A 23733-nucleotide genomic window follows, 5' to 3' on the forward strand; every position below is an offset into this window, starting at 1 on the left:
ACAGCCAACGACCACTGGCAAGCGCCACGCGTCGTAAACCGCTCAGAGCGTCAGAATCATTTCATGCCAGGCCATACCGCCGTGGTCCGAGGGCGAAGGCTTCACATACTGGTAGCCCATTTTTCGGTACAGCGCGACATGCTGTTCCTTGCACATCAGGTGGATGGTTTTCTTGCCCAGCGCCTTCATGCGCTCGACAAAGGCATTCATCAACAGCGTTGAGTAGCCCTTGCCCTGATGGGCCGGTTCTACCACTACCGACATGATCACAACGTTGTCGGCGGCCGGGTCATGGCCTACCAGTTCCTTGAACGCTTCATCGGCCATCACCACCTCATGGGCACAACCGCTGTTGATGAACCCGATCACCTCGCCGTCGACCTCCAGAATCAGGAAACCCTCGGGGTACTGGGCGATGCGCGTGGCGATCTTTTCAAGGGTTGCAGCCTCATCCCCCTCGTAGGCACCGGTTTCGATCTGGTAGCAACGTTGGGCGTCCTGGGAGACGGGTTGTCGCAAATGCGCGGTGCTCATGCCTGGGCTCCTGGAGATGAACAAAGCGGCCATGATAAGCCAATCACTGGCTACCTGCCCGGTCACTCCTTTCTCAGGTCCTTGATCAACGCTTTGTAGTGCTTGACTTGCTGTTGTACATAGGCTTGCAGTTCGTCACCCGTCAGCGCAAAGGGCAGCAGCCTACGCTCGGCACGCAGCCGGGCAAATTGATCCGAGGCCAGTTGCTGGTCAAACAGCGTTTTCCACCGCGCATAGTCCTCATCACTGACGTTGGGGCCCAGGTAATAGCCTCTGACAACTGGGCAGACGATATCGTAGCCCTGCTCCTTCGCGGTAGGAATGTCCTTGAGTTCACCGTCAAGCCGCTGTTCGGCAAGAACGGCAAGCAGCCTCATCTGACCTCGGCGTACATAGGGCATGGACTCAAATACATCGGTGCTGCTCACTTCGGTGTAACCACCCAGTAAGGCCGTAGCACTTTCACCCCCGCTCTCCAGAGCAATGTAGCGTAAATCAGCAATATCAATGCCCGCGGCTTTGGCGATAAGGGCTGCCTGTACCCAATCCTGTCCCCCAGCAGTTCCGCCAGAGCCGAACAGCACACGCCGAGGTTGTTTTTTCAGTGCTTTGACCAGGTCATCTAGGTTCTGGTAAGGGGAATCGCTTCTTACGGCAATAGCACCGTAACTTTTACCCACGGCGGCAACCCAGCGCACCGCACTTTCATCGAAGCGACCAAATTTCCCCTGGGCGATGTTGAGTAGTGACCCGCTCGACCACGCAATCAGTGTGTCAGGCTCTGCCGGCCGTTGAACGACGATCGTGTTGTAGGTGACCGCCCCAACCCCACCCGGCATGTAGCTGACCTGCATCGGCTCGTTGAATACCTTTGCCTCGGCCAAGGCGCTTTTTATCAGCTGGCATGTCAAGTCGCCTCCGCCCCCCGGTGAGCCAGGCACAATGCACTCCGGTGTCGCGGAATGCGCGTACTCATAGGGCGCCAACAACGAACAAGCGACCAGGCAGAAGCCGTGCATTAGAAACCTCATACCCGTTCCCTCACGCTTTCCAGCATTATGATTGTCGACACATTCTGGGCAGGGACTTTGCCGTTGTGCAAGAGCACGACGGTGAAGCGGCATCATGGCGGGCGATGAAAGTCTAAAAAACTTTTTTAAATCAGGAAATTACAAATTACATATATTTTCTGATCGAGTTCAGCGCAATCCAGGCGCTCATGCACCAAAAATAGAATGTCGACAATCAACATGAAATTCTAACCAAAGTGCCGCTTTCGAAAGCTGAGCGAAAGGTTCGAGCAGTACAGTGAAACGGCTAGCACTCCACGTTGGGTCTGAAGCATTGCTTCACCTTGGAAGCGCATCTTTGCACCGCGCCATCAAATACCGGAACTCAGTGCATTCGCCAACTTGGACAACGCCTTATCCAGTTCGTCTGCCTGGCCTCCCGCCCAGGTGAGGGCCAGATACTGTTGGAAATGTCCTTGCAAGCTGAAGCGGGCGCCCGTCAGAACCTGCAGGGCCGTTTCGCCCTCGACCGCGAGCAGGCGATCCACCTGGACGGGCTGTTGCAGGCGCACCCATACAACCTGGCCGCCGTCAGGCATGGCAAAGTCCACCTGCCTGCCCAGGCGCGTTGCAAGCTGCTGACAAAACAGCTCCATGCGCCGCTGCAGCAGCACGCGCAGCCGGCACAATTGTGCGTCGATTTCTCCCTTGGCGAACATCTGTGCCAATGCTTGCTGGCGCAAGGGTGGGAGGTGAAAGGCACGCAAGGCAAACGCTTCGGCCAATGCAGTGTGCCTGCTCAACACATAAGCGTAGGGCGCTTCGGCACCCACCGCCGCCTCCAGCGAACCGAGCACGAGCAGCCTGCCCGGGTCAACCCAGTCACGCAAACGCGAAGCGGGGGGCGTGCTGAAACAGCGTTCGCTGTCCAGGTCGTTTTCCAGCAGCCACACGGGGTAGCCGGCCAACACTTCGGCAATCTGCTGTTGGTCCTCTGCCGTCATCAGCCGCCCCAGGGGCAGGCCGAGGCAAGACGGCATGATCATCATGCGCACCGACGTTTGCCGGAGCATCCTCGCCAGGCTGCCAAGGTCCGGGGCCCCTTGCGTGTTCAACGGTAGCTCCTGTACCTGCATGCCCAGACGCTGCAATACCCCCAGCAGCCGCCAACAGCACGGCGAGGCCACCAGCACTGTGCAGCCTTGCAGCGCCAATGCTGCGAATAGCGTTTCCAGCAACGCCTGCACGTCGTGCCCCAGGTGCACGTCCTCGGCCCGCCACGTTTGGCGCGACGAGCGCGTATAACGCTCTGCCAGGGCATTACGCAGGCGCGTACCCACCATGCTCTGCGGCGCAGGCGCCAGGTTTTTACGCTGGCGCGCAAGGCGCCGCTCATGGGCAAATAGCGTGCGTTCAATCAAGAGCTGTGCCGACATCATTCGATCACCCAGGGGTGGTGCAGCCCCACGGGCCTGCACGAAATAGCCCGACTTGGGTACCGACAATACACGGCCTTCATGCTCCAGCAGACCATAGGCAGCCTGCACGGTGGCCAGTGACACACGCAGGCGCCGGGACAAGGCCCGCAATGAAGGCAAACGCGTCTGCCCTCCCCGTTCTGCTTCGTCGATCAATGCTTGCAGATAGTGATACACCGTCTGATAGGCGAACTCACGCCCCATCCGCGTGCCCCTTGCAAGCGAGCGCTCCCGTCTCAGGCGCAGGCGCCAGCCATGCCAGGTGCACATCGCGCCTGGCCAGGTTGGCCAGCAGGCGCCGGGCGCTCCGGTGTAGCCGCCCGGCATAGATCGCGCGCAACTGCACAAGTGTCAGGCCACTGGTACTGACCAGCCAGTCCTTGACAGCTTCGGGGCATGGTTTGCCTTGCAAAGCGCGATGAAGATACGGCAATGCCACCAGCATGTCCCGATGGCAACACTGCAGGAAACGCTCCAGGCCTTTGCCCTGGTCGGCAAATGGGCTGTGCAGCATGCAGGTCAGTTGAATCGGGTTGATGCCATAGGCGTTGGCGAATCGGACCTGCTGCGGGCTGTGCTGCATGCTGACGCCTTTGTGGCAAACCAAGTGCAAGGTTTGCCTGGGCGTTGCCTGCTTGCTGCACTGCGCGCGCAGCTCATGCAACTGGGCCAGGGCCAAGGGGTCGAGCAATGCCGCCAAGGGTAGGGTTTCTCGCGAGGGTTCGAAGCAGCCCATCATCTGGTCCAGCTCACCGTCGCCCAACAGCTGCGGCAGCAGGTCGTCCAGGGCTATGACTCTCAACGGGACCTGCGCAAGCGGCTCGCACCCTAACGTGCCCGGCTCATCAAGGGGGGAGCCGGCGACAGCATGCAACTGCCCCAATCGGTCGGCCAGGGTCGCCATGCAATGATGCAAAGTGGCCGAGCCCGCTTCACCTGCAAGACGCAGGCCCCGTCGCGCCCAGGCCAGGTAGCGCCGCCGCTGGCGCAAAGGCATGGCTGTGACCAGCGCATCGGCCCACGGCTGGCCCTCCAGCGCCAGGCGCAAGGCCGCAGCCAGCTCCAACTGCACGCGGCTACCCAGCACGGCCTCCGGTCGCGCATCAACCAGATGGCCGAACAGCAGCATCGCATCCCGCGACAGGTTCCAGTGTTCGGCTGCCACGGCGGCCGGTCGGCTGAAAGGCGTTATCACCCCTGCTTCGAGCGTCTGCAACTGCACCCGCACATCATCATGCATGAACAAGGCGTTGAAACTCTGTTCGTGATGCTCGATCAGTGCACTGCTGACGCCCGGCACGCAGACCACCACGACACGTAGCTGAAACGTGACCGGCGCGCGCAACGCAATGCTCAACTGGGCAGCACGCAGAATCGCCAGCAAGCGGGCGCTGCGACGATCGCCACCCTGCATCACCAGCAGCCGGAAGGTCCCGATGTACTCAGGCCCTCCGGCGGCCACCAACAAGCGCTGGATCAGCAACTGCAAGGACGCACGCTGCGCCTGGGACATATGGCTCAACAAGCGCTCTAGCACCTGTTGGTAGATGTAGTGCATCGCCTGATCGTGAACAATACTCACGCGTCACCTCACAACTTCAGTCATTCACTGCACCCATGCGTCAGTCCGATCAGAAATGCAGAAAAGTAATATTAAGAAACTTCCCAGAAATTACGGGAAACACTGAAGTGGTTGATCACTGCCGCCGGTTCATTGAAAAAAAACGTTTCTGTCGGGTACCGCCCGGTGCCCCTAATCGCATACCACTAGGCTCAAGCCTCTCCATCGCACGCTCCCTGCGCCAACTATCATTACGCCATTATCAAGCGTTACCGAACGATTAAAAGATACAGATTCAGGTAAAAAAACCATTCAGCAGCGCTGCAACTTAAAATGCGCCCCCATCGCTTCAACTCAAAGCGGAAATAGTTTCAGAAAGTTAAACCAAACCCGTCTGACAAGTGTTAACCGCGCGGGAAATGTATTAAAACGACGTAGGAATATTCTTAATCGACGCACAAAAAAAACCCGGGCTTCTGCCCGGGTCATTCGTCGTTCAAACGTTTTCAGCCTTGCGCCATATCCAGCACCACCCGGCCGCCGCACGGGCATTCATCCATGTAACGGTGGGCTTGCACCACTTGGTCGAACGGATAGACCTTGATGATCTGCGGTGTCAGCAACTGGTCGGCGGTAAACTGGTTGATATCGCGCAGGGCACGTTGCAGGGCAACCTGGTCCTGGCTGATGCCCAGCTCCGGTTTACCGGTGAAGTTGCCGATACAGTGCACATAGAACTGGATGTTCTTCTGGAACGCCGCACAAGCCGGGAAAGGCGTTTGGTTGCCACCTTGCAGGCCATAGAGCACCAGGCTGCCACGTGGGGCGAGCACATCGCCAAGCAGCGACATCTGCGGCCCACCCAGGCCGTCGAGCACCATGTCCACGCCGCGCCCGTCCGTGTACTTGCCGATCTGCATGAGCAAGTCCTGCTCTTCGGTGACGATCACCTTGTCGGCCCCCAGGCCCAGCAGGTACTCGCGCTGCTCCGGCGCCTTGGTGGCGGCGAACACTTTCAGCCCAAGGGCCTTGCCCAATTGCACGAACGCAGGCCCGGCACAGTGGCTGGCGTCGGTAACCAGTGCGGTCTGCCCCGCCTTGGCCCGGGCCAGGTCGACGTAGGCGAAATAGGCGATGAGCAACGGCGTGTAGTGCACGCTGGCTTCGATCGGCGTAAGGACAGCTGGGTAGCGGGTAATCGCGGTGCGTGGCAAAACGATCACGTCACCGTACACCGGGTGATCATTGGCGCTGGTGGCCGGGAAGCTCGCCACCCGGTCGCCCACCGCGATGTCGTCGACACCGTCGCCGACTGCAGTCACCACACCGGCCATTTCATGGCCGATCCCTGCCGGCAGGCGGGCCTGGGATGGAGCCAGGTTCTGCCGCCAAAGCACGTCGTACCAGCTCACGCCGATCGCTTCGACGCGAATCTGCACTTCGCCGACAGCAGGTGACGGTTCGGCCTGCTCCTCGCAACGGAGCACGTCGGCAGCGCCGAACTTGTGGAAACGGATCATGCGGGACATCGCATACCTCGCCTTTGTGAATCTCGTATTACCACGGACTTTATCCGGGCTTTTGCCGTTAGACCATCAGTGGCTATTAATAGTCGACATCCTTGTCATCGATTGGGCACCTCACATTCCTATGCATTGGCCCCCGGAAATCGGTGCAGGGTAACAGCCTTTGGCCTTAAGATTCACCCCTGCCCCACTTTAGGCGAAGCGCACCGATGAATCGAAACGACCTGCGTCGTGTAGACCTCAACCTACTGATCGTGTTCGAAACCCTGATGCACGAGCGTAGCGTGACCCGTGCCGCCGAGAAGCTGTTTCTCGGCCAGCCGGCGATCAGCGCCGCCCTGTCACGCCTGCGCAACCTCTTTGATGACCCATTGTTCGTGCGCACTGGCCGCAGCATGGAACCCTCCGCGCGCGCGCATGAGATCTTCGCCCTGCTCTCCCCGGCGCTGGACTCGATCTCCACCGCGGTCAGCCGCGCCGCTGAGTTCGACCCGGCCACCAGCAACGCGGTGTTCCGCATCGGCCTGTCGGACGACGCCGAGTTCGCCCTGCTGCCGCAACTGCTCAAGCGCATCCGTGCCGAAGCGCCCGGCATCGTGCTGGTGGTACGCCGCGTCAATTACCTGCTGATGCCGACCCTGCTGGCTTCGGGCGAGATCTCGGTGGGGGTGAGCTATACCAGCGAACTGCCCGCCAACGCCAAACGCAAGGTGCTGCGCCGCAGCATGCCCAAATTGCTGCGCGCCGACAGTGTGCCCGGTAGCATTACCCTCGACGACTTCTGTGCACGGCCACATGCACTGGTGTCGTTCGCCGGCGACCTTTCAGGGTTCATCGACGAAGCCCTGGAAGAAATCGGCCGCAAGCGGCATGTGGTGCTGGCCGTGCCGCAGTTCAACGGGCTGGGCAGCTTGCTGGCGGGCACCGACATCGTCGCCACGGTCCCGGACTACACCGCCGATTCGCTGACGGCCGCCGGCGGGTTGCGCGCCGAAGACCTGCCGATACCGGTGCGCAGTTTCGAACTGCACATGGCCTGGCGCGGCGCCCAGGACAACGATCCGGCGGAGCGGTGGTTACGGTCGCGGATACAGATGTTCTTCGGCGACCCTGACAGCCTCTAGGGGCTTCGCGCATGCTTGTTAGCTGATCATTTCAGCCTTTTTCTAGCCTTGAATAGCCATTTACTTCCAGCTAATTGCTAGATTTGGGGCATATTTGAGGGCATGCTTTGGATGCGTAATAGCAAGACCGGGTGACTTCAAATACCGAGCACAACAGATCAACAGGCTCTTCAGAACGAAGTTGATCAATTAACGCGAACGCTCGTGTTCCTCGGCCATCAAGAGCGCGGTGGCCTTTTTAAGATCGATTTTTCCCGTTCCAGCCTGGTTAACCCATCGACGCAGGGCCGACTCCACCAGCCCAAGTGAACGGGCGGCATCGATATGGCTATAGCCCTGGTCGAGCACCAGGCTGGCAGCTTCGCGCTTGAATTCTGGGGTAAAGGTACGACGTTGCTTGGTCATCAGACACCTCTCTATGGCGAGCATTTTCGCCTAAATGGGTGTCCGGAATCATTAGACCGCTACAATACGCCACCCCGGTATGTCGCCGCCGAGGTGGTAAGGCAGACGTAGCCCTTCTTCTCATCAGTGTCACCTCTCGCTCCTTGGCCAGAAACCGAGATTGACCGTGTAAGGATTATTCCTTACCATCTAATCAAAGCATCCGGGAGAACTCTCATGCCTGCCATCCACGAAATCGCTACGCTAACTTCAAAGGGCCAGGTCACCCTACCTAAGGCCGTTCGCCAACTATTAGGCCTAAGTACCGGTGCTAAGGTCGCGTTCGACGTCCGCGGGAGTGAGGTCGTGGTCAGCCGTGTCGAGGCCGACCACGAAGACCCTGCCATCGGCGCGTTCCTTGACCTGCTAGAGGCTGATATCCGCAGCGGGCGAAACATCACCGCACTTCCAGACGACTTGGTGCAGACCATGCTCGCAAACGCGAGCCACCATGTGAATCTGGACGAAGAGATTGACGGTGAGGTGGCGCTTTGATGCAGCGCCATGGCTGGACGCTGCTGTTCCATGAAGGTGTACTTCTACAGCTACGCAAGTTGCAAGAGGCTGCCACCCGGACCGAGCAAAACGACCCGCAAGGTTTTGATAGCAACGCCAACGTCAAGCTATTCCGGGCATTGAGCCATCTGATCATGGAGTCTGTACCAACCGACCCGGCCCGTGACGAATTTCGCCAGGGCAATACGCTGGGTACTGCCTACCGCCATTGGCGGCGGGCGAAAATCGGCAGGCGCTTTCGCCTGTTCTTTCGCTACGACTCAAGGTCCAAGGTTATCGTCTATGCATGGATCAACGACGAAAACACCCTACGGTCTGCAGGCAGCAAATCCGATCCCTACGCCGTATTCGAGAAGATGTTGGGCCGCGGCCACCCTCCTGATGACTGGGATGCGCTGATTGCAACTGCGCGTAGCGACTGGCGCGAGTCCAAGCCATAAGCTGCGCGCCTTCGCGCCTTAATGAGGGGGAACACCTACTACTCCCCCTCCTTGAGGCGTCCACTGATGTCCACTCGCAACTGCTGCAAAAACGGGTATATCTGGGGGTACAAAATCATTTTTCTATTCATAACTTATTGATTTAAAGGAATGGTCAAATGCTCTTCGGCGACCCGGATAGCCTCTAATAGATAGCGAGCGCTGTCGGAACATCTTGACTGCTAGTGATCACGTATCACCGAGCCCGGCAATATGCGGCCCAATCCGACTCAATGCTTGCGCTTGCCCTCTCCACGCGCGGTTTTCTGCGCCGTCGAATCCTGCGTGGTGCCGGTTGAGCCATCCGGGCGCCGGGCATCGTTGTCCCGTTCCTGCTCACCCGTAGTCTTGGCCTGTTCCACTGCCTTGTCCTTCTCTGATGTAGACATGCCCGCTCCTATCCCTTGCTGTGTTCAGGTGATGATGGCCCCGTGCCGCGTTTGATGCCACGCGGCCCAAAGACACCCCAGATCGCAAGGCCGACGATGGGCAGCGCCAACAGCAACAGCGCCCACATCACCTTCGTCACCTCAGCCTTGTCGCTGCGGAATACGCTGACGATGGCCCACAGGTCGAGCAGAAGAATGACCACCGCTACGGCGATCCAGAAATACGTCACAGGCTCGGTCATGAGCGCCTCTCCTCTTTGCCGTGAACAGGCCGCGCCGCCTTGGCGAACATCACAGCCCCTACTAGAGTGAAGCCATCGCACCTGGCAAAGTTCAGGCAGGTTTACTCGGCCATGATGAGCGGACGCCGTTGGCAATGAACCAACGCCGCAGTCAGCACGTCCACCGCAACACCGTCTGCGAGGGTTGCGCAATGGCTACGGATCCCGTGCTCGAGACACTTGATTACCTCAAGTCGCACAAGTTGGTACTCACCACCGCCGAATCCTGCACAGCCGGCGCGATGGTCGCCCTGCTGGCGGCATTGCCGGGCACCGGTGAAGTACTGGAGAGCGGCTATGTGGTGTATTCCCCCAGCGCCAAGAAACGGCTGCTAGGGGTCAGTCCGCAAACCATCGAACGCTACGGGCTGACCAGCGAGGCGGTCGCCTGGGAGATGGCATTGGGTGCATTGAAGGACAGCGACGCCAGCGTCGCTATTGCCAGTACGGGCATCACGGGGCCCGAACCGCAGGAGGGTATCGCACCCGGCACGCTGTGCTTCGCCTGGGCATTTGCCGGCGAACCCTTGGCGGTGTTTACCCGCAGCCAACGGTTCTTCGGTGGCCGTGCAGACATCATGCGTCAAGGAGCGCTCTATGGGCTGTCGCGCCTGGCGCACTATCACCAGCGCTGGCTACGCGGTGAGCGCGCCTGACGGAGAAGGTCGGTTAGCGTTATTGGGTCCGCTACACAGCTAATCGCCGTCTAGGGGAAGGCCCGACAACAGCTTGGGTTACCGAAAGACGGGCACGGTGACGGGCGCGCTTGCGTGTTCCAGGTGGTCACGCAACCGAGCACCGATTTCAGCAATGTTTGCTTCTCCGGCCCGCAAGGCCTGCGCAGTGGTGTGCACCGAGTAGTTTCCCAGTACCAAGTCATGGGGATGGGGCGCTGCTGAACCCATCACGAATACCGTGTCGCCATGCATCGCCGTCAGCGTCACAGCCCCACTGCCTTGTTCGAAGACGGCCATTTCGCCCGCCATGACCAGGCCAGGTGTGGCGAGCTGCCCCCGGCTGACACTGAGCCACAAAGTCTCCTGCCCCTCGGGCGGGACATAGGTCCAGGACTCACCGCCCTGCAGCGTAACCAACAGGTAATTCACTCCCGCCGGTGCGCGTACCGGGCTTTGCACACCTTGGTAAGACCCGAGAATCACCCGCGCCGGTCCCACTTCAGGCACCCTGTCCGCCTCGAGGTACTGACTATCGACACTCGCGTTTTCCAGTGCCGGTGGGAGCGCAATCCAAAGCTGAAAGCCTTGGATACGCTTCGAAGTGCCTACGGACATCTCTTTCCCGTGCCAGACCCCGCCGCCCGCCCGCATCCACTCAACACCGCCATAATCAAGCGTCCCCGTGCCTGCTTCAGGCACCTCGAAGCGCAAGTTACCTTCGGTAATGACAGTGATGGTGGCGATCCCTGAATGCGGATGCATAGGCATACCGTGAATGAAGGAACTCTCACCTTCGAACAGGTCAAGGAACACAAATGGCTTGACCAGATGCCCCAGGTCCGAAGGGCTCATCAGCCGGACGATCGGGCCGTGCCCGCTGCCGGTAGTGCGGTAGCTGATTGCGCGGTGGGTCACAGGTTCGTGTGTAGCACGCATAGGTTGTTGGACGGTCATGATGATGCTCCTGAGCGTATCAACGACGGCGAGCGTCGAGGCTGAACCGACCGGCACCGAAGGCCACAACCTGCAAGAGGCCACCGGCCATCGCAAGGTTCTTGAAGAAGTGGATGAACTGGTTCTGATCACCCAGCGCATGATGGAACGCCAGTGCGGTGACCACGCTGAACAGCGCCAGCCCTGCAGCGACGATTCGGGCGCGATAACCCGCGATCAGCGCCAGGCCACCCCCCACTTCAACAATGATCGCCACCACCAGCGCCACCTGGGGAAGCGGAAGCCCGACAGCGCTGATGTAACCGATCATCATGGCGGGCGCGGCCAGTTTCGAAACGCCCGAGAGAATGAAGATGGCGCTGAGCAACAGACGGCCGGCCAACGCGGCCGTGGCTTGAGTCACGTCGCCACGATTGTGCTCGATGTGATCCGAATGAGTGATGCTTTGAGAGGCTGACATGCGGCTTTTCCTTCACAGGTAAGCGGTTCGACCTGAACCGCTGTGGTGACGAAATGGTGCGCCTCGTCAGCTAATCTGAATAGCAGGTTAATTTAGAACATTATGTTCGATGAAATCGGCAAGCTATCCTGGCTCCCCCGACGCTTGAGGACGTACAATGCTTTCAGATCCTGGAACACCGACACTCGACCAACTGCGCGTGTTTCTGACGGTCGTGGAAGTCGGTAGTTTTGCAGCCGCCGCCAGAAAACTTCATCGCGCCACCTCTGTCATCAGCTATTCCATCACCAACCTGGAAATGCAGCTCGGCGTGTCGTTATTCGACCGCCACACAACGCGTAAACCGCAGCTCACAGATGCGGGGCGTACCGTATTGGCCGAAGCCAGAACCATCGCCAACGGTATTGACGGCCTGCGAGCCAAGGTCAAAGGGTTGCTGCAGGGGCTCGAGGCTGAAGTGCACGTTGTACTGGATGTCATGCTTCCGGCCGAGCGGGTTGTGGACGCACTCAAATCCTTTCGCGAGGCATTCCCCACGGTTTCCCTTCACCTGCACATGGAAGCGCTCGGGGCTGTCACCGATCGCGTGGTCAACCGCGGCGCGATCATCGGCGTAAGCGGCCCATTGCATGAGGGCATCAACGGGATCGAAAGAATTGCCATCGGCAGCGTCGAGTTGATTCCGGTAGCGGCGCCCAATCATCCGCTGGCGTCAAGCGACGCCAATGTTCCAGGTGCCGGGCGTGAACACATTCAACTGGTGCTGTCTGATCGCTCGCGCCTGACCCAAGACAAGGATTTCGCTGTGCTCAGTAATCGCACCTGGCGGCTGGCGGACCTGGGCGCCAAACATATGTTGCTGCGAGAAGGCATCGGCTGGGGAAACATGCCGGCTCCGATGGTCCAGGAAGACCTGCAAAGCGGCCGCCTCGTTCAATTGAACATTCCTGAATACCAAAGCGCAGCGTACGCCTTCGACGTGATCTACCGCACGGATCTCCCGCCCGGCCCTGCCGCGCAATGGTTGATCGAGCGCTTCGTTCAACAACGCGGCAGCACTGGGGCCAGCACGTCAGTGTGAGCGTCCACGATTGCCAGGCATCAGGCAGAGCGTTTTCCTGCACAAACGCGGAAAAACCGCTGAAAACGAGCAAGGCAGTGCAGCAATGTGCGCGTTATCCCACTGACCGCGGCAGTACGATGGGCTGGGCCACGCACGCCATCAAACCGGCGTGTCGTCGGCCCTGCATGTCCTTTTCTGCCAATAACAATTATCTGGAGATACAAGCATGACCAGACGCCTTCTGGCTGGCTGCATTGCACTGATGGCAATGACCCTATTTTCCAACACCCAGGCCCGCCCCCTGGCAGAGATCGAAAAGAGCGGGCAACTGATCATTGGCACCTATGGCAACTTCAAACCGTTCACCTATTTTGAAGATGGGCACTTTGTTGGTTTTGAAGTGGATATCGGCAACGAGATCGCCACACGCCTGAAGTTGAAACCTGAGTGGAAACCTATGGAGTTCGACTCTCTGCTTACCGGCCTGGCACAAGACCGCTGGGACATGGTAACGGCCTCGTTCGGGATTACCGACGAGCGCGCCAAGGCTGTGCTGTTCACCGCCCCTCATTACTGCACCGGCGGCGCGATCGTTTCGACCAGGCCCGAGGTCAAGACAGCCCAGGACCTGAATGGCAAGAAAGTTTCAGTCCAGACCGGATCGACTTACTTCATGGCACTGCAGAACGTACCCGGGGTGCAAGTGCGCAACATGTCTTCCGACAATGCACGTAATGCACTGCTCTCAGGAAAAGTCGACGCCTGGGTGACAGACAAATTCGTTGCATTGATGATGCAGCAAAAAGCCGCAGCATCGGCGGGCGCGATTCGCCCCGTTTATATCGGTGACCTGCTGTTCAGCGAACGCGTGGCAACAGCGATGAAGAAAGACAACACAGCCCTCGCCGCCCGCTACAACCAGGTACTGGACGACATGCTCAAGGACGGCACCTACGAGGCCATTTCCAGAAAATGGTTCAATGAGGATGTTCGCTGCAAGTAACCCTTGTCACCTGGGCTCTCCTGCGCGCAGAGCCTGCAAAACACTACCGCGCAGGTCGCCTTCGAACAGTGTGCTTTTTTTGCAGGAAACCTGCGCCTCTACCCGGTAGTAATGCAATTTAACGGCACGTGGGATGTTTAAACTTCCTGGGCTGGGGTGACAACCGTATCGCTCACTCGCCAGCTTTCTTGAATAACTAGCGCCCCTCCGGGCGTTATGAAAAATCATATTTACTCAACTTCCCGTGCAGGTTGCATAACCACAATACTGTGTCGGGCATTACTGCAAGCAGGAGTACGGGATGATCACCCTTCCCTTCAGCAAAGACGAGTACGCCACGCGCTTGTTTCAGGTCAGGCAACAGATGCAACGCCAGGGCCTGGATCTTCTGGTCATCAGCGATGTCGCCAACCAGCACTACCTGACTGCCTACGATGGCTGGTCGTTCTACGCCCCTCAGGTGGTCATCGTGCCAATGGAAGGTGAACCGATCTGGGTAGGCCGTTCCATCGATGTCGCCGGTGGGCGCCTGACTGTGTGGATGTCGCCGGAGCAAGTCGTGGGGTATCCGGAAACCTATATCCAGATGCCAGACCGCCACCCCATCGACTGGATTGCGGGTTACCTCAAGCAAAAGGGTTGGGGCAAGGCGCATATCGGCGTTGAGCTGGACGCCTACTATTACACCGCAAAAACCCATCAACGCCTTATTGCAGGTCTGCCGGGGGCGCGCTTTACCGACGCCAGCCTGCTGGTCTCATGGATTCGCGCCATCAAATCACCCACTGAGCTGAGCTACCTGCGCAATGGCGCCAAGCTCGCCCAGGCGGCAGTCGAATGCGCATTCGAGGTCATCGCGCCCGGTGTCCGTGAGTGTGATGCCGTAGGGAAAATCCAGGCAGTGCAAGTGGGTGGTTCTCCCGATTTCGCCGGTGACTTCCCGGGGATTCCGCCCATCATCCTGGCCGGGGAAAAAGCCGCAGCGCCGCACATCATGTGGAGCGACCGCAAATACCAACCCGGCGAGACAGTGGCGATCGAGCTCGCCGGTGCTTGCCGCCATTACACCGCCTGCCTGGCGCGCACCCTGCAACTGGGCAACAAGCCACAGAACGTTGCCGACGTTGAACAGGCCCTGCTCGAAGGCATGGACGCCGTACTGGATGCCGCCCGCCCTGGCGCATTGGGGCACGACGTGGCGGCTGCATGGCAGGATGTGATCGGCCGTTACGGCATCACCAAGACGTCCCGTATTGGCTATTCCGTCGGTCTGGGCTTCTCGCCGGATTGGGGTGAGCACACGATCTCGTTCCGCCAAGGCGACCAGACCGTGCTCACACCTGGGCACGTGGTGCATACCATGATCGGCATGTGGATGGATGGCTGGGGCATCGAACTCAGCGAAACGATCGTGATCACCGACAAGGGCTGCGACACCCTCTCGACCTTGCCACGGCAGATCCACGTGAAAGCCTGACCCTCCCCAACCGGCCTGCGCAAATTCGCCTGTGCAGGCCGCTTGGCACTGCCCCGACATTGCTATCCAGGAACTGCCATGAAACCAAGCCCGATCAAGCCTACCGTCGACTTCGAGCGCGACGGCGTTCAACACGGCTTCTTGAAGTTGCCCTACTCGCGGGACGATTCTGCCTGGGGGTCGATCATGATCCCGGTGACCGTGGTCAAACAGGGTTCAGGGCCCACCGTGCTGCTGACCGGCGGCAATCATGGTGATGAATACGAAGGCCCGGTTGCGCTCACCAAACTCGCTTCCACGCTAAACGCCGAAGACGTTCAGGGGCGGGTCATCATCATCCCGTTCATGAATTACCCTGCGTTCAAGGCCGGCACGCGTACTTCACCCATTGACCACGGCAACCTCAACCGCACGTTCCCGGGCAAGCCCGACGGCACCGTGACGCAGAAGATCGCCGATTACATTCAGCGCTTCATCCTGCCAATGGCCGATTATGTCCTGGACATCCACTCGGGTGGCAAGACCCTGGACTTCGTCCCGTTTTCTGCGGTGCACATCCTTGCCGACAAAGTTCAACAACACCGTGCCGAACAGGCCATGCGGGCCTTTGCCGCCCCCTTCAGCATGATGATGCTGGAGATCGACAGCGTGGGCATGTTCGATACGGCAGCCGAAGAGGCCGGCAAGGTCTTTGTGACCACTGAGTTGGGCGGAGGCGGCTCAAGCACTGCGACCACCATCGAGATCGCCGAGCGCGGTGTCAGGAACTTCCTTATTCACGCAGGTGTGACTGCTGGTGAACTGGGGCCTGGTGAGGCGTGCATCATGCTGGACATGCCCGATGGCGACTGCTTCATCACCAGCGAACATGCTGGCCTGATCGAGCTCTGCTTCAACCTGGGCGATTCGGTCCGTGCAGGTGACGTGGTGGCGCGGGTCTATGACGCTACCCGCACAGGAGCCCCTCCCGTCGAGTACCTGGCCAAACGTGACGGGCTGCTGGCCTGCCGCCATTTCCCCGGCCTGGTTCAATGCGGCGACACCCTCGCAGTGCTCGGCGTCGTCGTTTAACCCCGGCTGATGCTGTGCCGGCCTTCGACCTCTGCGTGTCGAGGCCGCCACAGCCCCCCTGGCACAGTACAACCCTCCCCCGTCGCGATCCTGCGCCTCCCACCTTCCAATTGCAGTTATCCCGCATTTGCCACGCGATCAACGCACGCTAACGCTCGGCAATATACGGATACTAGCTTCACGCCCCGCCACTTTTGACACGGATTCGTCGCAAGAACGACCGTGGGGCGCACCACACGAAAATGCAGCACCTCTTCTATCTCTGCCTAACAATAATTTTACCTGGAGATACATGATGCGAATGGCAATGTTCGGCATGCTCGCAGTGTTCGCAGCGACGGCGACTACCCTGGTACACGCTCGCCCCCTCGATGAAATCGAGAGAAGTGGCAAGATCATTATCGGTACCGACGGTACCTTTCCACCCTTCCAGTACTTTGAAGACGGTCAGTTGGTCGGCTTTGAAGTAGACCTCGGGAACGAAGTCGCCAAGCGCCTCAAGCTTGTTCCCGAATGGAAACCCATCGCTTTCGACACGCTCCTCGCAGGGCTGACCCAGGACCGCTGGGACATTGTGATCGCGGCGCTGGCCGCGACCAGCGAACGCGCCAAGGTCGTGAATTTCACCCAGCCCAATTTCTGCACCGGCGCGGTCATCGTGGCGACCACCCCCAAAATCAGACACAAGGACGACCTGGCCGGCAAGACTGTTTCAGTGCAGACCGGCTCGACCTATTTCGCGGCGGTGCAGAAGGTCCCGGGCATCAAGCAGATCCGCAACATCTCCTCTGACAATGACGCCCGCAACGCGATGCTGTCCGGGCGATCGGACGCGTGGGTGAGCGACAAGTTCGTGGCCAGGACCGCGCAGCACAAACTCGGCGAGAGCGGCAAGCCGCTCTACATTGGCGACATGCTTTTTGAGGAGAAAAGCGCGACTGCAGTGAACAAGAACAACAGCCTATTGCTGGCCAAATACAACAGCGTCCTCGCTGAGATGCGAAGTGACGGCACCTACGATGCCATCTCGAAAAAATGGTTTGGCGAAGACATCAGTTGCACATCGCCTGCCTCCTGAGGGCTGGCAGTCTTCATGTTTGACCGCTCAATTCGTTCAAAGCGCTCCTTCAAGCGCTTGTCAGAGGTGCATCATGACTTCCAGTGTCAAGTCGATACCCCGCAGTACTCCCCGCCCCACACTGAACGCCCCCCTAATCAAAACCGCCGTTGCCATCTGCCTGACCGTGGCTTTTGTGTTTGGCATGGGGCTCATCCTCGAACACGCGCCTGAACCCATCGGTTCCAATGCGTCGCAGATCGCGCAGGCCGCATTGGTGACGGTGCAGCTGACGCTCCTTGCCGGCATACTGGGCGTGGTGATCGGCACCTTGGCCGCGCTGGGAAAGGCCTCGTCGATTGCGCCCCTCAGATGGTTGTGCTCAGCCTACATCTGGGTCGCTCGCGGCACGCCTCTGCTGCTGCAGATTCTGTTCACCTTCTTCGCCCTGCCTGTACTGCTGCCCTCATTGGAGTTCAGTGATTTCACCTCCGCGACCATTGCCCTGGCGTTCAACGTTGGCGCCTACAACGCCGAAGCCATTCGCTCGGGCCTGCTCTCGGTGCCCAAAGGCCAGATCGAGGCGGCCGACGCCCTGGGCCTGTCGAAAACCACCCTGTTCTTTTCGGTGGTGTTCCCCCAGGCGCTGCGCATCAGCCTGCCGCCGCTGGTGAACAACGGCGTCTCCCTGCTCAAGGACTCCTCCCTGGCCTATGCCATCGGTGTGGTCGAACTCTCCAATGCCGCCAGCCGAATCCAGTCGGCAACGTTCGAGCCAGTGCCGGTTTTGCTGACGTCCGCCGCCATCTACCTGATCCTCACCACCAGCATGACGCAAGTCACCAACGCCCTTGAACAGCACCTGAGCTTCGAGAGGAAATGACCATGTCGACCAACAGCACACAACAGGCACTGATCAGGGTAGACAGGGTCTGCAAAAGTTATGGTGCAGCCAACGTTCTCAAAGGTGTGAGCGTTGAATTCAAACCCGGAGAAGTGGTGGCGATTCTGGGTGCGTCCGGGTCTGGTAAATCGACGTTCCTGCGGTTGCTGAACAGGCTGGAGCGCCATGAGCAGGGCACGATCGTGATCGACGGCATCGAAGTGATCGACAAACCTGCGAACCTTGCAACGCTGCGCCGCGAAGTCGGCATGGTCTTCCAAAGCTTCAACCTGTTCCCGCACATGACCGTGCTGGAAAACATCTGCCTGGCACCGCGCAAGGTCAAAGGCCTGAGCAAGGCCCAGGCGCAACAGAACGCCGAGAAACTGCTCAAGCGGGTGGGCATGGGCGACCATGCCCACAAGCACCCATCCATGCTTTCGGGCGGCCAACAGCAACGGGTGGCGATCGCCCGCGCGCTGGCTATGGAGCCACGCATCCTACTGTTCGATGAGCCGACTTCGGCACTGGACCCGGAAATGGTCAGCGAAGTGCTGGATGTCATGAAGACCCTGGCGGCCAGCGGTATGACCATGCTGATCGTCACTCACGAGATGGGGTTTGCCAGTGAGGTTGCCGACCGGATCATCTTCTTCAGCCAAGGCAAGATCGAAGAAGACCTGCCTCCAAAAGACTTCTTCGGCACCTGCAACAACCCCAAGGTGAAGTCGTTCCTCGGCAAGGTATTACAACCCTCTGTCGCCGGCTGATCACCGTGCGGGGCCACATTGTGGCCCCGCGTCACGTCCCCCTCCAAAAGCCTGCCACCGCACCGAAAACAGGCCTCCTGCGTCATCGTTCCCGTTCACGCAGCAATCCAGCACGGCGCGAGGATCATTGCAGCTTGAATGCGCTGACCTGGTGTTTAACGCCGTATCCCGCCCACGTGCGCTTCATAGAATTGTCCTGCAAGCAAACACCGCAATCCTTCGCTGAGGCAAACAACATGAACAACCGCGCCACGGCAGCTCTGAATAAGCTGCGCCGCCCTGATCTACTCGAAACCCGGGCCTACATCGATGGGCAATGGGTAAATGGCGAAGGACGTTTGGCCGTTACAGACCCCGCTACCGACGAAGTCATCGCTCAGGTCGCTCATTGTGACGAGCAATGGATCGACCGCGCCGTGGAGTCGGCCAACGCAGCCTTCATCAGCTGGCGTGCCCTGCTCCCTGCGCAGCGTGGCGCCCTCCTGCGCAAGTGGGCAGCGCTGACCCGGGAACATCGTGAGGACCTAGCGACGCTCATGACCGCTGAACAAGGCAAGCCTTACGCGCAGTCCCTGGGTGAAATCGACTATGGCGCCAACTTCCTGGAATGGTTTGCTGCCGAGGCCGAGCGCTGCTATGGAGAGTCGATTCCCAGCCACCTCCCAGGCAGCCAGCTCACCAGCAAATTGCAGCCCATCGGGGTAACCGCTGCAGTCACCCCCTGGAACTTTCCAAGCGCGATGATCACCCGCAAAGCCGGAGCCGCGTTGGCTGCCGGCTGCCCGATGATCATCAAGCCAGCCCCTGAAACGCCGCTCTCAGCGTTGGCACTGGCCAAACTGGCCGAAGAGGCAGGCTTCCCAGCAGGTGTATTCCAGGTTGTTACCGGCGATGCTGCGAAGCTCTCCAAGCGTTTGCTGGAGCGCACAGAGGTCAGGGCATTCAGCTTTACCGGGTCCACCGAAGTCGGCCGCATCCTGCTGCGCCAGTCAGCGGACACCGTGAAAAAAGTCTCGCTGGAGCTCGGTGGCCACGCCCCCTTCATCGTCTTTGCCGACGCCCATGTCAAAGCGGCCGCACAAGGCTGCATCGGTGCCAAGTTCGCCACCTCCGGCCAGGACTGCCTGGCAGCCAACCGTATCTATGTGCACCGCAGCCTGTACGACAGCTTCGTCGCCGAATTCACGCGCTTGACCCAACAACTGCGCGTGGGCCACGGCCTGGACGATGGCGTGGATATCGGCCCGATGACGCGTGTCACGGTAGCCAACAAATGCCGTGATCACATCGGCAATGCTGTTTCGCTGGGCGCGCGCCTGATGTGTGGCGGCCTCGACAACAACCTGGGCAGCAACTTTGTCCTGCCAACCGTGCTGGCTGACGTCACCGATGAAATGGATATCGCGTTCGAAGAAACCTTTGGCCCGGTGGCAGCGATCCTGCCTTTCGACGATGAAGAGGACGTTATCCAGCGAGCTAATAAAACTGAGTACGGTCTGGCTGCTTATGTTTACACAAATGATCTGAAGCGCGCCGTGCGTGTGTGCGACCGGCTGGAATACGGCATGGTCGCGCTCAACACCCCGAAATTTACCGGCGCGCCGATTCCCTTCGGTGGCTGGAAACAATCCGGCCTGGGCCGGGAAGGTTCGAAACATGGCCTGGCAGAGTACATGGAGCTCAAGTACGTCTGCGTTGGCGGCCTTTAATCACTGGAGAACAACAATGAACACACAAGATATTGCCCTCATCGCTGCCCAGGACCGGGGCGCCGTGCTGCATCCGTTCACCCACCTGAAGGATTTTGCCACCGGCAAGATCGGTGATCCGACCATCATTGAAACGGGCAAGGGCATCCGCATCACGGATGCCACCGGCCGCGAGTACATTGACGGTTTTGCCGGCCTGTACTGCACCAACATCGGCTACGGCCGTACTGAAGTGGCTGAGGCCATCGCCCGCCAGGCGCACAAGCTGGCTTATTACCACACCTACGCGGCGCACACGACCGACGAACTGGCGCGCCTGTCTGACCGCCTGGTGAAGATGGCGCCGGGCAGGATGAGCAAGGTCTTCTACGGCCTGTCGGGCTCCGATGCCAATGAAACCCAGGCCAAGCTGGTCTGGTACTACAACAACCTGCGCGGGTTGCCGAAAAAGAAGAAGATCATTTCCCGTGATCGCGGCTACCACGGTTGCTCAGTGGTGGCAGGCTCGATGACTGGCATGTCGTTCTATCACGACTACATGGACCTGCCCGTTTCCGGCATTCTGCGCACCGGTGCGCCGCATCACTACTGGGGTGCTGAACCAGGCGAGTCGCAGCAGCAGTTCTCCGAACGCCGCGCTCTTGAACTGGAGGCGCTGATCCTGCGCGAAGGCCCGGACACCATCGGTGCGTTCATTGCTGAGCCGGTATTGGGCACTGGCGGTATCACCCCTCCCCCTGCCGGTTACTGGGCAGCGATTCAGCCGATTCTGAAAAAGTACGACATCCTGCTGATCGCCGACGAGGTCATCACCGGCTTCGGCCGTACCGGTGCAATGTTCGGTTGCGACAAGTACGGTATCGAGCCCGATTTGATCACGGTCGCCAAGGGCCTGACCTCGGCGTATGCACCGCTTTCCGCCTCTATCGTTGGCGAGAAGGTCTACAAAGTCATGGAAGAAGGTGCAGACAAGGTGGGGGCCTTCTCCCACGGCTACACCTACTCGGGGCACCCGATCGGCGTGGCAGCGGCCAATGCTGTGCTGGATATCGTCGAGCGAGAGGATATCCCAGGCCATGTGAGCAACGTTGGCGAATACTTCCAGAAGTCCATGCAGGAAACCTTCGGCTCGCTGCCTATCGTGGGCGAAGTACGCGGGGTTGGCCTGATGGCAGCCATCGAATTCGTCGCAGACCCTGCCACCAAAAAACGCTTGGACCCTGGGCTGAAAGTCGGCGCGCGCGTTTCAAAAGCTGCACGCGATCGGGGCCTGATCGCACGTGCGATGCCACACGGCGAGATCCTGGGCTTCGCCCCACCACTGGTCACCACCCGTGCTGAAGTCGACCAGATCATCGACATCGCGCACAAGGCTGTACTCAGCGTGCTCGATGAGCTGAAGCTCTGATCCGCGTCCACTGAAGCATGCCAATGAAAGGCCTGTGCTGAACCACCGGCCTTTTCATCACGCAGCGCAAGGCCCTCGCCTGGCAAGGGCCCTGCACTTGCCCTCGCGTTCACGATCTAGCAGGTGTACAGAGCCCCTCCTTCCCCTGACTTGCGCCGTACACGTTCCCAATTGGGCGCCAGGCGCCAGCATGCCCAACCGTTGGCAGGCAACACTTCAAAAAAACGATGGAAACGCTAATGAATAACACCAAAAAGATTAGCAATGCCCAGCCTCATCTTCCCTCAGCACCCTCGTCCTCCAACCTCGATCGCGGGCTCTCGAGCAGACATATTCAGTTCCTTGGCTTTGGTGGCGCTATCGGGTCAGGCCTGTTCATGGGTGCCGGCAAGACGATCAGCATGTCCGGTACCTCGATCATCCTGACCTATCTACTCATCGGTATCGTGCTGTTTTTCGTCATGCGTGCCATGGGCGAATTGTTGCTTTCCAACCTGAACTACAAGACCTTCGCGGACTTCTGCTCCGACTACATCGGCCCCTGGGCTGGTTTTTTTATCGGCTGGTCGTACTGGCTGACTTACATCGTCGCAGGGGTGATCGACTTTCTGGTCATCGGTGCCTATCTTCAGTACTGGTATCCGCACCTCCCGGCCTGGATTCCAGCCCTCGCGCTACTGTTCTCCCTGCTGGCCCTCAACCTGATCACCGTCAAGGTATTCGGTGAAATGGAATTCTGGTTCACCCTGATCAAGGTTGTGGCGATCATCTTCATCATCGTCGGCGGCATCACCCTGATCGCAACCCATCACGTCATGCCCAACGGTGTTACCGCCTCTCTCGGTCATCTCTTCGACCCCGATGCCTTCTTGCCAAACGGCCTGGTGGGCTTCTATGCCGGCTTCCAGATCGCACTCTTTTCATTTGCCGGCATCGAGATGATCGGCACTACCGCAGGCGAAGCCGAAAACCCCGAAAAGACCTTGCCCAAAGCAATCAACTCAGTGCCCCTGCGGGTAATGGTGTTCTACGTGCTGTCGATTGCCTGCATCATCGGCGTGTGTTCCTGGAAGGAAATTTCGCCAGACAACAGCCCGTTCGTTCAGCTGTTCATCGTCTCCGGTTTGCCGATCGCTGCAGCGCTGATGAACCTGGTGCTTACCAGTTCTGCCATCTCTGCCTCAAACAGCGCGGTGTTCTGCACCAGCCGCACACTCTTTGGCCTGGCCGGCCAGAAGCAGGCACCCGGCCGTTTCGGCGTAACCACGAAATCCAGGGTGCCGGGGGTCAGCCTGTGGTTCTCCTGCGGTTGCATTGGTGCCGGCATCAGCCTGCTGATCGTCATTCCCCAGGTGATGAAAGTCTTCACGCTGGTATCGACCGTCGCTGCAGTACTGCTGATTTTCATCTGGTCGCTGATGTTGGTTGCCTACCTGATCTACCGCAAGCGCCGTCCTGACCTGCATGCAGCGTCCAGATACAAGATGCCCTTCGGCATCGTCGCGTCCGTGTGCTGCCTGGTGTTCTTCGGCTTCACGGTCTGGGTCATGACCTTGCAACCAGACACCTTGCTGGCACTGTCAGTCATGCCGCTGTGGTTCCTATGGCTGACAGCCGTCTATGCGCTGAGTTACAAGAAGACCCTGAAGGCCAAGGTGCAACGCTATCGTGGCCCAGGCACCGTAGAGCTGACCTGACGCCCCTTGTGCGCCTGCGCCCCTCGATAGGCGCGCAGGCATTGATTGCCGTCTCCGGGCCCCTGCACGATGAACACCCACCGCTACCAAACCTTCGTATTCGACCTCAACACGCTGATCGACCAGGACACCGATATCATCGATGCCTCTGCACCGCGATAT

At 59.3% G+C, this 23733-nt stretch carries 24 protein-coding genes; 14 read left to right on the top strand and 10 right to left on the bottom strand.

What is annotated here, in order from left to right:
* Positions 1-42: 42 nt before the first annotated feature.
* The 5 genes from L6D80_RS03620 to L6D80_RS03640 all read right to left on the bottom strand — a co-directional run bounded on the left by L6D80_RS03620 (position 43) and on the right by L6D80_RS03640 (position 6112).
* Positions 43-534, bottom strand: coding sequence for a GNAT family N-acetyltransferase (locus tag L6D80_RS03620; protein WP_176514180.1), 492 nt, complete (start codon positions 532-534; stop codon positions 43-45).
* 62 nt (positions 535-596) lie between these two features.
* A complete protein-coding gene (locus tag L6D80_RS03625) occupies positions 597-1565 on the bottom strand; it encodes a tripartite tricarboxylate transporter substrate binding protein (protein WP_176514182.1) in 969 nt (322 codons plus the stop codon).
* Positions 1566-1915: 350 nt separating this feature from the next.
* Positions 1916-3226: an aminotransferase class I/II-fold pyridoxal phosphate-dependent enzyme gene (locus L6D80_RS03630; protein WP_176514185.1), complete on the bottom strand. Its 1311-nt coding sequence runs from the start codon at positions 3224-3226 to the stop codon at positions 1916-1918.
* Positions 3216-4604, bottom strand: coding sequence for a hypothetical protein (locus L6D80_RS03635; protein ID WP_176514187.1), 1389 nt, complete (start codon positions 4602-4604; stop codon positions 3216-3218). The genes L6D80_RS03630 and L6D80_RS03635 overlap by 11 nt, the downstream gene beginning before the upstream one ends.
* Before the next feature lie 485 nt (positions 4605-5089).
* Positions 5090-6112, bottom strand: a complete 1023-nt coding sequence (locus L6D80_RS03640; RefSeq protein WP_054899682.1) for a zinc-dependent alcohol dehydrogenase family protein — start codon at positions 6110-6112, stop codon at positions 5090-5092.
* A gap of 206 nt (positions 6113-6318) precedes the next feature.
* On the opposite strand from L6D80_RS03640, the gene L6D80_RS03645 reads away from it, so the two are divergent.
* Positions 6319-7233, top strand: coding sequence for a LysR family transcriptional regulator (locus L6D80_RS03645; RefSeq protein WP_223849159.1), 915 nt, complete (start codon positions 6319-6321; stop codon positions 7231-7233).
* A gap of 189 nt (positions 7234-7422) precedes the next feature.
* Here L6D80_RS03645 and L6D80_RS03650 read toward each other — a convergent pair whose 3' ends face one another.
* The gene (locus tag L6D80_RS03650) at positions 7423-7638 is read right to left on the bottom strand and encodes a transposase (RefSeq protein WP_472949719.1); all 216 of its coding nucleotides are present in this window, start codon (positions 7636-7638) and stop codon (positions 7423-7425) included.
* Positions 7639-7854: 216 nt separating this feature from the next.
* On the opposite strand from L6D80_RS03650, the gene L6D80_RS03655 reads away from it, so the two are divergent.
* Positions 7855-8172 carry a type II toxin-antitoxin system PrlF family antitoxin gene (locus tag L6D80_RS03655; RefSeq protein WP_176514189.1) on the top strand — a complete coding sequence of 106 codons (318 nt, stop codon included), beginning with the start codon at positions 7855-7857 and terminating at the stop codon, positions 8170-8172.
* On the top strand, positions 8172-8633 hold the full coding sequence (locus L6D80_RS03660) for a type II toxin-antitoxin system YhaV family toxin (protein WP_176514191.1): 462 nt from the start codon (positions 8172-8174) through the stop codon (positions 8631-8633). Before L6D80_RS03655 ends, L6D80_RS03660 begins: the two co-directional genes overlap by 1 nt.
* Positions 8634-8902: 269 nt before the next feature.
* Here L6D80_RS03660 and L6D80_RS03665 read toward each other — a convergent pair whose 3' ends face one another.
* Both L6D80_RS03665 and L6D80_RS03670 read right to left on the bottom strand, forming a co-directional pair.
* Positions 8903-9061 carry a hypothetical protein gene (locus L6D80_RS03665; protein ID WP_176514192.1) on the bottom strand — a complete coding sequence of 53 codons (159 nt, stop codon included), beginning with the start codon at positions 9059-9061 and terminating at the stop codon, positions 8903-8905.
* A gap of 8 nt (positions 9062-9069) precedes the next feature.
* Positions 9070-9303 carry a PLD nuclease N-terminal domain-containing protein gene (locus tag L6D80_RS03670; RefSeq protein ID WP_176514194.1) on the bottom strand — a complete coding sequence of 78 codons (234 nt, stop codon included), beginning with the start codon at positions 9301-9303 and terminating at the stop codon, positions 9070-9072.
* Positions 9304-9494: 191 nt separating this feature from the next.
* Here L6D80_RS03670 and L6D80_RS03675 point away from each other — a divergent pair, with 191 nt between their 5' ends.
* A complete protein-coding gene (locus tag L6D80_RS03675; RefSeq protein ID WP_054899691.1) occupies positions 9495-9998 on the top strand; it encodes a CinA family protein in 504 nt (167 codons plus the stop codon).
* 78 nt (positions 9999-10076) lie between these two features.
* Here L6D80_RS03675 and L6D80_RS03680 read toward each other — a convergent pair whose 3' ends face one another.
* Together L6D80_RS03680 and L6D80_RS03685 are read right to left on the bottom strand one after the other, a co-directional pair.
* A complete protein-coding gene (locus L6D80_RS03680) occupies positions 10077-10973 on the bottom strand; it encodes a pirin family protein (protein WP_176514196.1) in 897 nt (298 codons plus the stop codon).
* Between the two features lie 19 nt (positions 10974-10992).
* Entirely contained in the window at positions 10993-11433 is a 441-nt protein-coding gene (locus L6D80_RS03685; protein ID WP_176514198.1) for a DoxX family protein, read from the bottom strand.
* A 157-nt stretch (positions 11434-11590) separates the two neighbouring features.
* Between L6D80_RS03685 and L6D80_RS03690 the strand changes: the two genes are divergently transcribed.
* The 10 genes from L6D80_RS03690 to L6D80_RS03735 all read left to right on the top strand — a co-directional run bounded on the left by L6D80_RS03690 (position 11591) and on the right by L6D80_RS03735 (position 23571).
* Positions 11591-12514 carry a LysR family transcriptional regulator gene (locus tag L6D80_RS03690; protein ID WP_176514200.1) on the top strand — a complete coding sequence of 308 codons (924 nt, stop codon included), beginning with the start codon at positions 11591-11593 and terminating at the stop codon, positions 12512-12514.
* A gap of 208 nt (positions 12515-12722) precedes the next feature.
* Positions 12723-13499: an ABC transporter substrate-binding protein gene (locus L6D80_RS03695; protein ID WP_054899695.1), complete on the top strand. Its 777-nt coding sequence runs from the start codon at positions 12723-12725 to the stop codon at positions 13497-13499.
* Between the two features lie 301 nt (positions 13500-13800).
* On the top strand, positions 13801-14976 hold the full coding sequence (locus L6D80_RS03700) for a M24 family metallopeptidase (protein WP_176514202.1): 1176 nt from the start codon (positions 13801-13803) through the stop codon (positions 14974-14976).
* A 78-nt stretch (positions 14977-15054) separates the two neighbouring features.
* Positions 15055-16047: a N(2)-acetyl-L-2,4-diaminobutanoate deacetylase DoeB gene (gene doeB / locus L6D80_RS03705; RefSeq protein WP_176514204.1), complete on the top strand. Its 993-nt coding sequence runs from the start codon at positions 15055-15057 to the stop codon at positions 16045-16047.
* 292 nt (positions 16048-16339) lie between these two features.
* Positions 16340-17125 (top strand): ABC transporter substrate-binding protein, encoded by a 786-nt coding sequence (locus tag L6D80_RS03710; protein ID WP_176514206.1) that lies wholly within the window; start codon positions 16340-16342, stop codon positions 17123-17125.
* Positions 17126-17198: 73 nt separating this feature from the next.
* Positions 17199-17987, top strand: a complete 789-nt coding sequence (locus L6D80_RS03715) for an amino acid ABC transporter permease (RefSeq protein ID WP_176514208.1) — start codon at positions 17199-17201, stop codon at positions 17985-17987.
* Between the two features lie 2 nt (positions 17988-17989).
* Positions 17990-18757, top strand: coding sequence for an amino acid ABC transporter ATP-binding protein (locus L6D80_RS03720; protein ID WP_219824814.1), 768 nt, complete (start codon positions 17990-17992; stop codon positions 18755-18757).
* Between the two features lie 236 nt (positions 18758-18993).
* On the top strand, positions 18994-20466 hold the full coding sequence (locus tag L6D80_RS03725; RefSeq protein ID WP_176514212.1) for an NAD-dependent succinate-semialdehyde dehydrogenase: 1473 nt from the start codon (positions 18994-18996) through the stop codon (positions 20464-20466).
* A gap of 16 nt (positions 20467-20482) precedes the next feature.
* The gene (locus tag L6D80_RS03730; RefSeq protein WP_054899702.1) at positions 20483-21874 is read left to right on the top strand and encodes an aspartate aminotransferase family protein; all 1392 of its coding nucleotides are present in this window, start codon (positions 20483-20485) and stop codon (positions 21872-21874) included.
* A 239-nt stretch (positions 21875-22113) separates the two neighbouring features.
* On the top strand, positions 22114-23571 hold the full coding sequence (locus tag L6D80_RS03735; protein WP_176514214.1) for an amino acid permease: 1458 nt from the start codon (positions 22114-22116) through the stop codon (positions 23569-23571).
* Positions 23572-23733: the final 162 nt, after the last annotated feature.

Source organism: Pseudomonas ceruminis, assembly GCF_021602025.1.
GTDB lineage: Bacteria > Pseudomonadota > Gammaproteobacteria > Pseudomonadales > Pseudomonadaceae > Aquipseudomonas > Aquipseudomonas ceruminis.

What these genes read in the sequence shown, in the direction of transcription:
- L6D80_RS03620 (WP_176514180.1), bottom strand. Translation starts at nt 534, where the DNA reads ATGAGCACCGCGCATTTGCGACAACCCGTCTCCCAGGACGCCCAACGT.
- L6D80_RS03625 (WP_176514182.1), bottom strand. Translation starts at nt 1,565, where the DNA reads ATGAGGTTTCTAATGCACGGCTTCTGCCTGGTCGCTTGTTCGTTGTTG.
- L6D80_RS03630 (WP_176514185.1), bottom strand. Translation starts at nt 3,226, where the DNA reads ATGGGGCGTGAGTTCGCCTATCAGACGGTGTATCACTATCTGCAAGCA.
- L6D80_RS03640 (WP_054899682.1), bottom strand. Translation starts at nt 6,112, where the DNA reads ATGTCCCGCATGATCCGTTTCCACAAGTTCGGCGCTGCCGACGTGCTC.
- L6D80_RS03645 (WP_223849159.1), top strand. Translation starts at nt 6,319, where the DNA reads ATGAATCGAAACGACCTGCGTCGTGTAGACCTCAACCTACTGATCGTG.
- L6D80_RS03650 (WP_472949719.1), bottom strand. Translation starts at nt 7,638, where the DNA reads ATGACCAAGCAACGTCGTACCTTTACCCCAGAATTCAAGCGCGAAGCT.
- L6D80_RS03655 (WP_176514189.1), top strand. Translation starts at nt 7,855, where the DNA reads ATGCCTGCCATCCACGAAATCGCTACGCTAACTTCAAAGGGCCAGGTC.
- L6D80_RS03660 (WP_176514191.1), top strand. Translation starts at nt 8,172, where the DNA reads ATGCAGCGCCATGGCTGGACGCTGCTGTTCCATGAAGGTGTACTTCTA.
- L6D80_RS03665 (WP_176514192.1), bottom strand. Translation starts at nt 9,061, where the DNA reads ATGTCTACATCAGAGAAGGACAAGGCAGTGGAACAGGCCAAGACTACG.
- L6D80_RS03670 (WP_176514194.1), bottom strand. Translation starts at nt 9,303, where the DNA reads ATGACCGAGCCTGTGACGTATTTCTGGATCGCCGTAGCGGTGGTCATT.
- L6D80_RS03675 (WP_054899691.1), top strand. Translation starts at nt 9,495, where the DNA reads ATGGCTACGGATCCCGTGCTCGAGACACTTGATTACCTCAAGTCGCAC.
- L6D80_RS03680 (WP_176514196.1), bottom strand. Translation starts at nt 10,973, where the DNA reads ATGACCGTCCAACAACCTATGCGTGCTACACACGAACCTGTGACCCAC.
- L6D80_RS03685 (WP_176514198.1), bottom strand. Translation starts at nt 11,433, where the DNA reads ATGTCAGCCTCTCAAAGCATCACTCATTCGGATCACATCGAGCACAAT.
- L6D80_RS03690 (WP_176514200.1), top strand. Translation starts at nt 11,591, where the DNA reads ATGCTTTCAGATCCTGGAACACCGACACTCGACCAACTGCGCGTGTTT.
- L6D80_RS03695 (WP_054899695.1), top strand. Translation starts at nt 12,723, where the DNA reads ATGACCAGACGCCTTCTGGCTGGCTGCATTGCACTGATGGCAATGACC.
- L6D80_RS03700 (WP_176514202.1), top strand. Translation starts at nt 13,801, where the DNA reads ATGATCACCCTTCCCTTCAGCAAAGACGAGTACGCCACGCGCTTGTTT.
- doeB (WP_176514204.1), top strand. Translation starts at nt 15,055, where the DNA reads ATGAAACCAAGCCCGATCAAGCCTACCGTCGACTTCGAGCGCGACGGC.
- L6D80_RS03710 (WP_176514206.1), top strand. Translation starts at nt 16,340, where the DNA reads ATGATGCGAATGGCAATGTTCGGCATGCTCGCAGTGTTCGCAGCGACG.
- L6D80_RS03715 (WP_176514208.1), top strand. Translation starts at nt 17,199, where the DNA reads ATGACTTCCAGTGTCAAGTCGATACCCCGCAGTACTCCCCGCCCCACA.
- L6D80_RS03720 (WP_219824814.1), top strand. Translation starts at nt 17,990, where the DNA reads ATGTCGACCAACAGCACACAACAGGCACTGATCAGGGTAGACAGGGTC.
- L6D80_RS03725 (WP_176514212.1), top strand. Translation starts at nt 18,994, where the DNA reads ATGAACAACCGCGCCACGGCAGCTCTGAATAAGCTGCGCCGCCCTGAT.
- L6D80_RS03730 (WP_054899702.1), top strand. Translation starts at nt 20,483, where the DNA reads ATGAACACACAAGATATTGCCCTCATCGCTGCCCAGGACCGGGGCGCC.
- L6D80_RS03735 (WP_176514214.1), top strand. Translation starts at nt 22,114, where the DNA reads ATGAATAACACCAAAAAGATTAGCAATGCCCAGCCTCATCTTCCCTCA.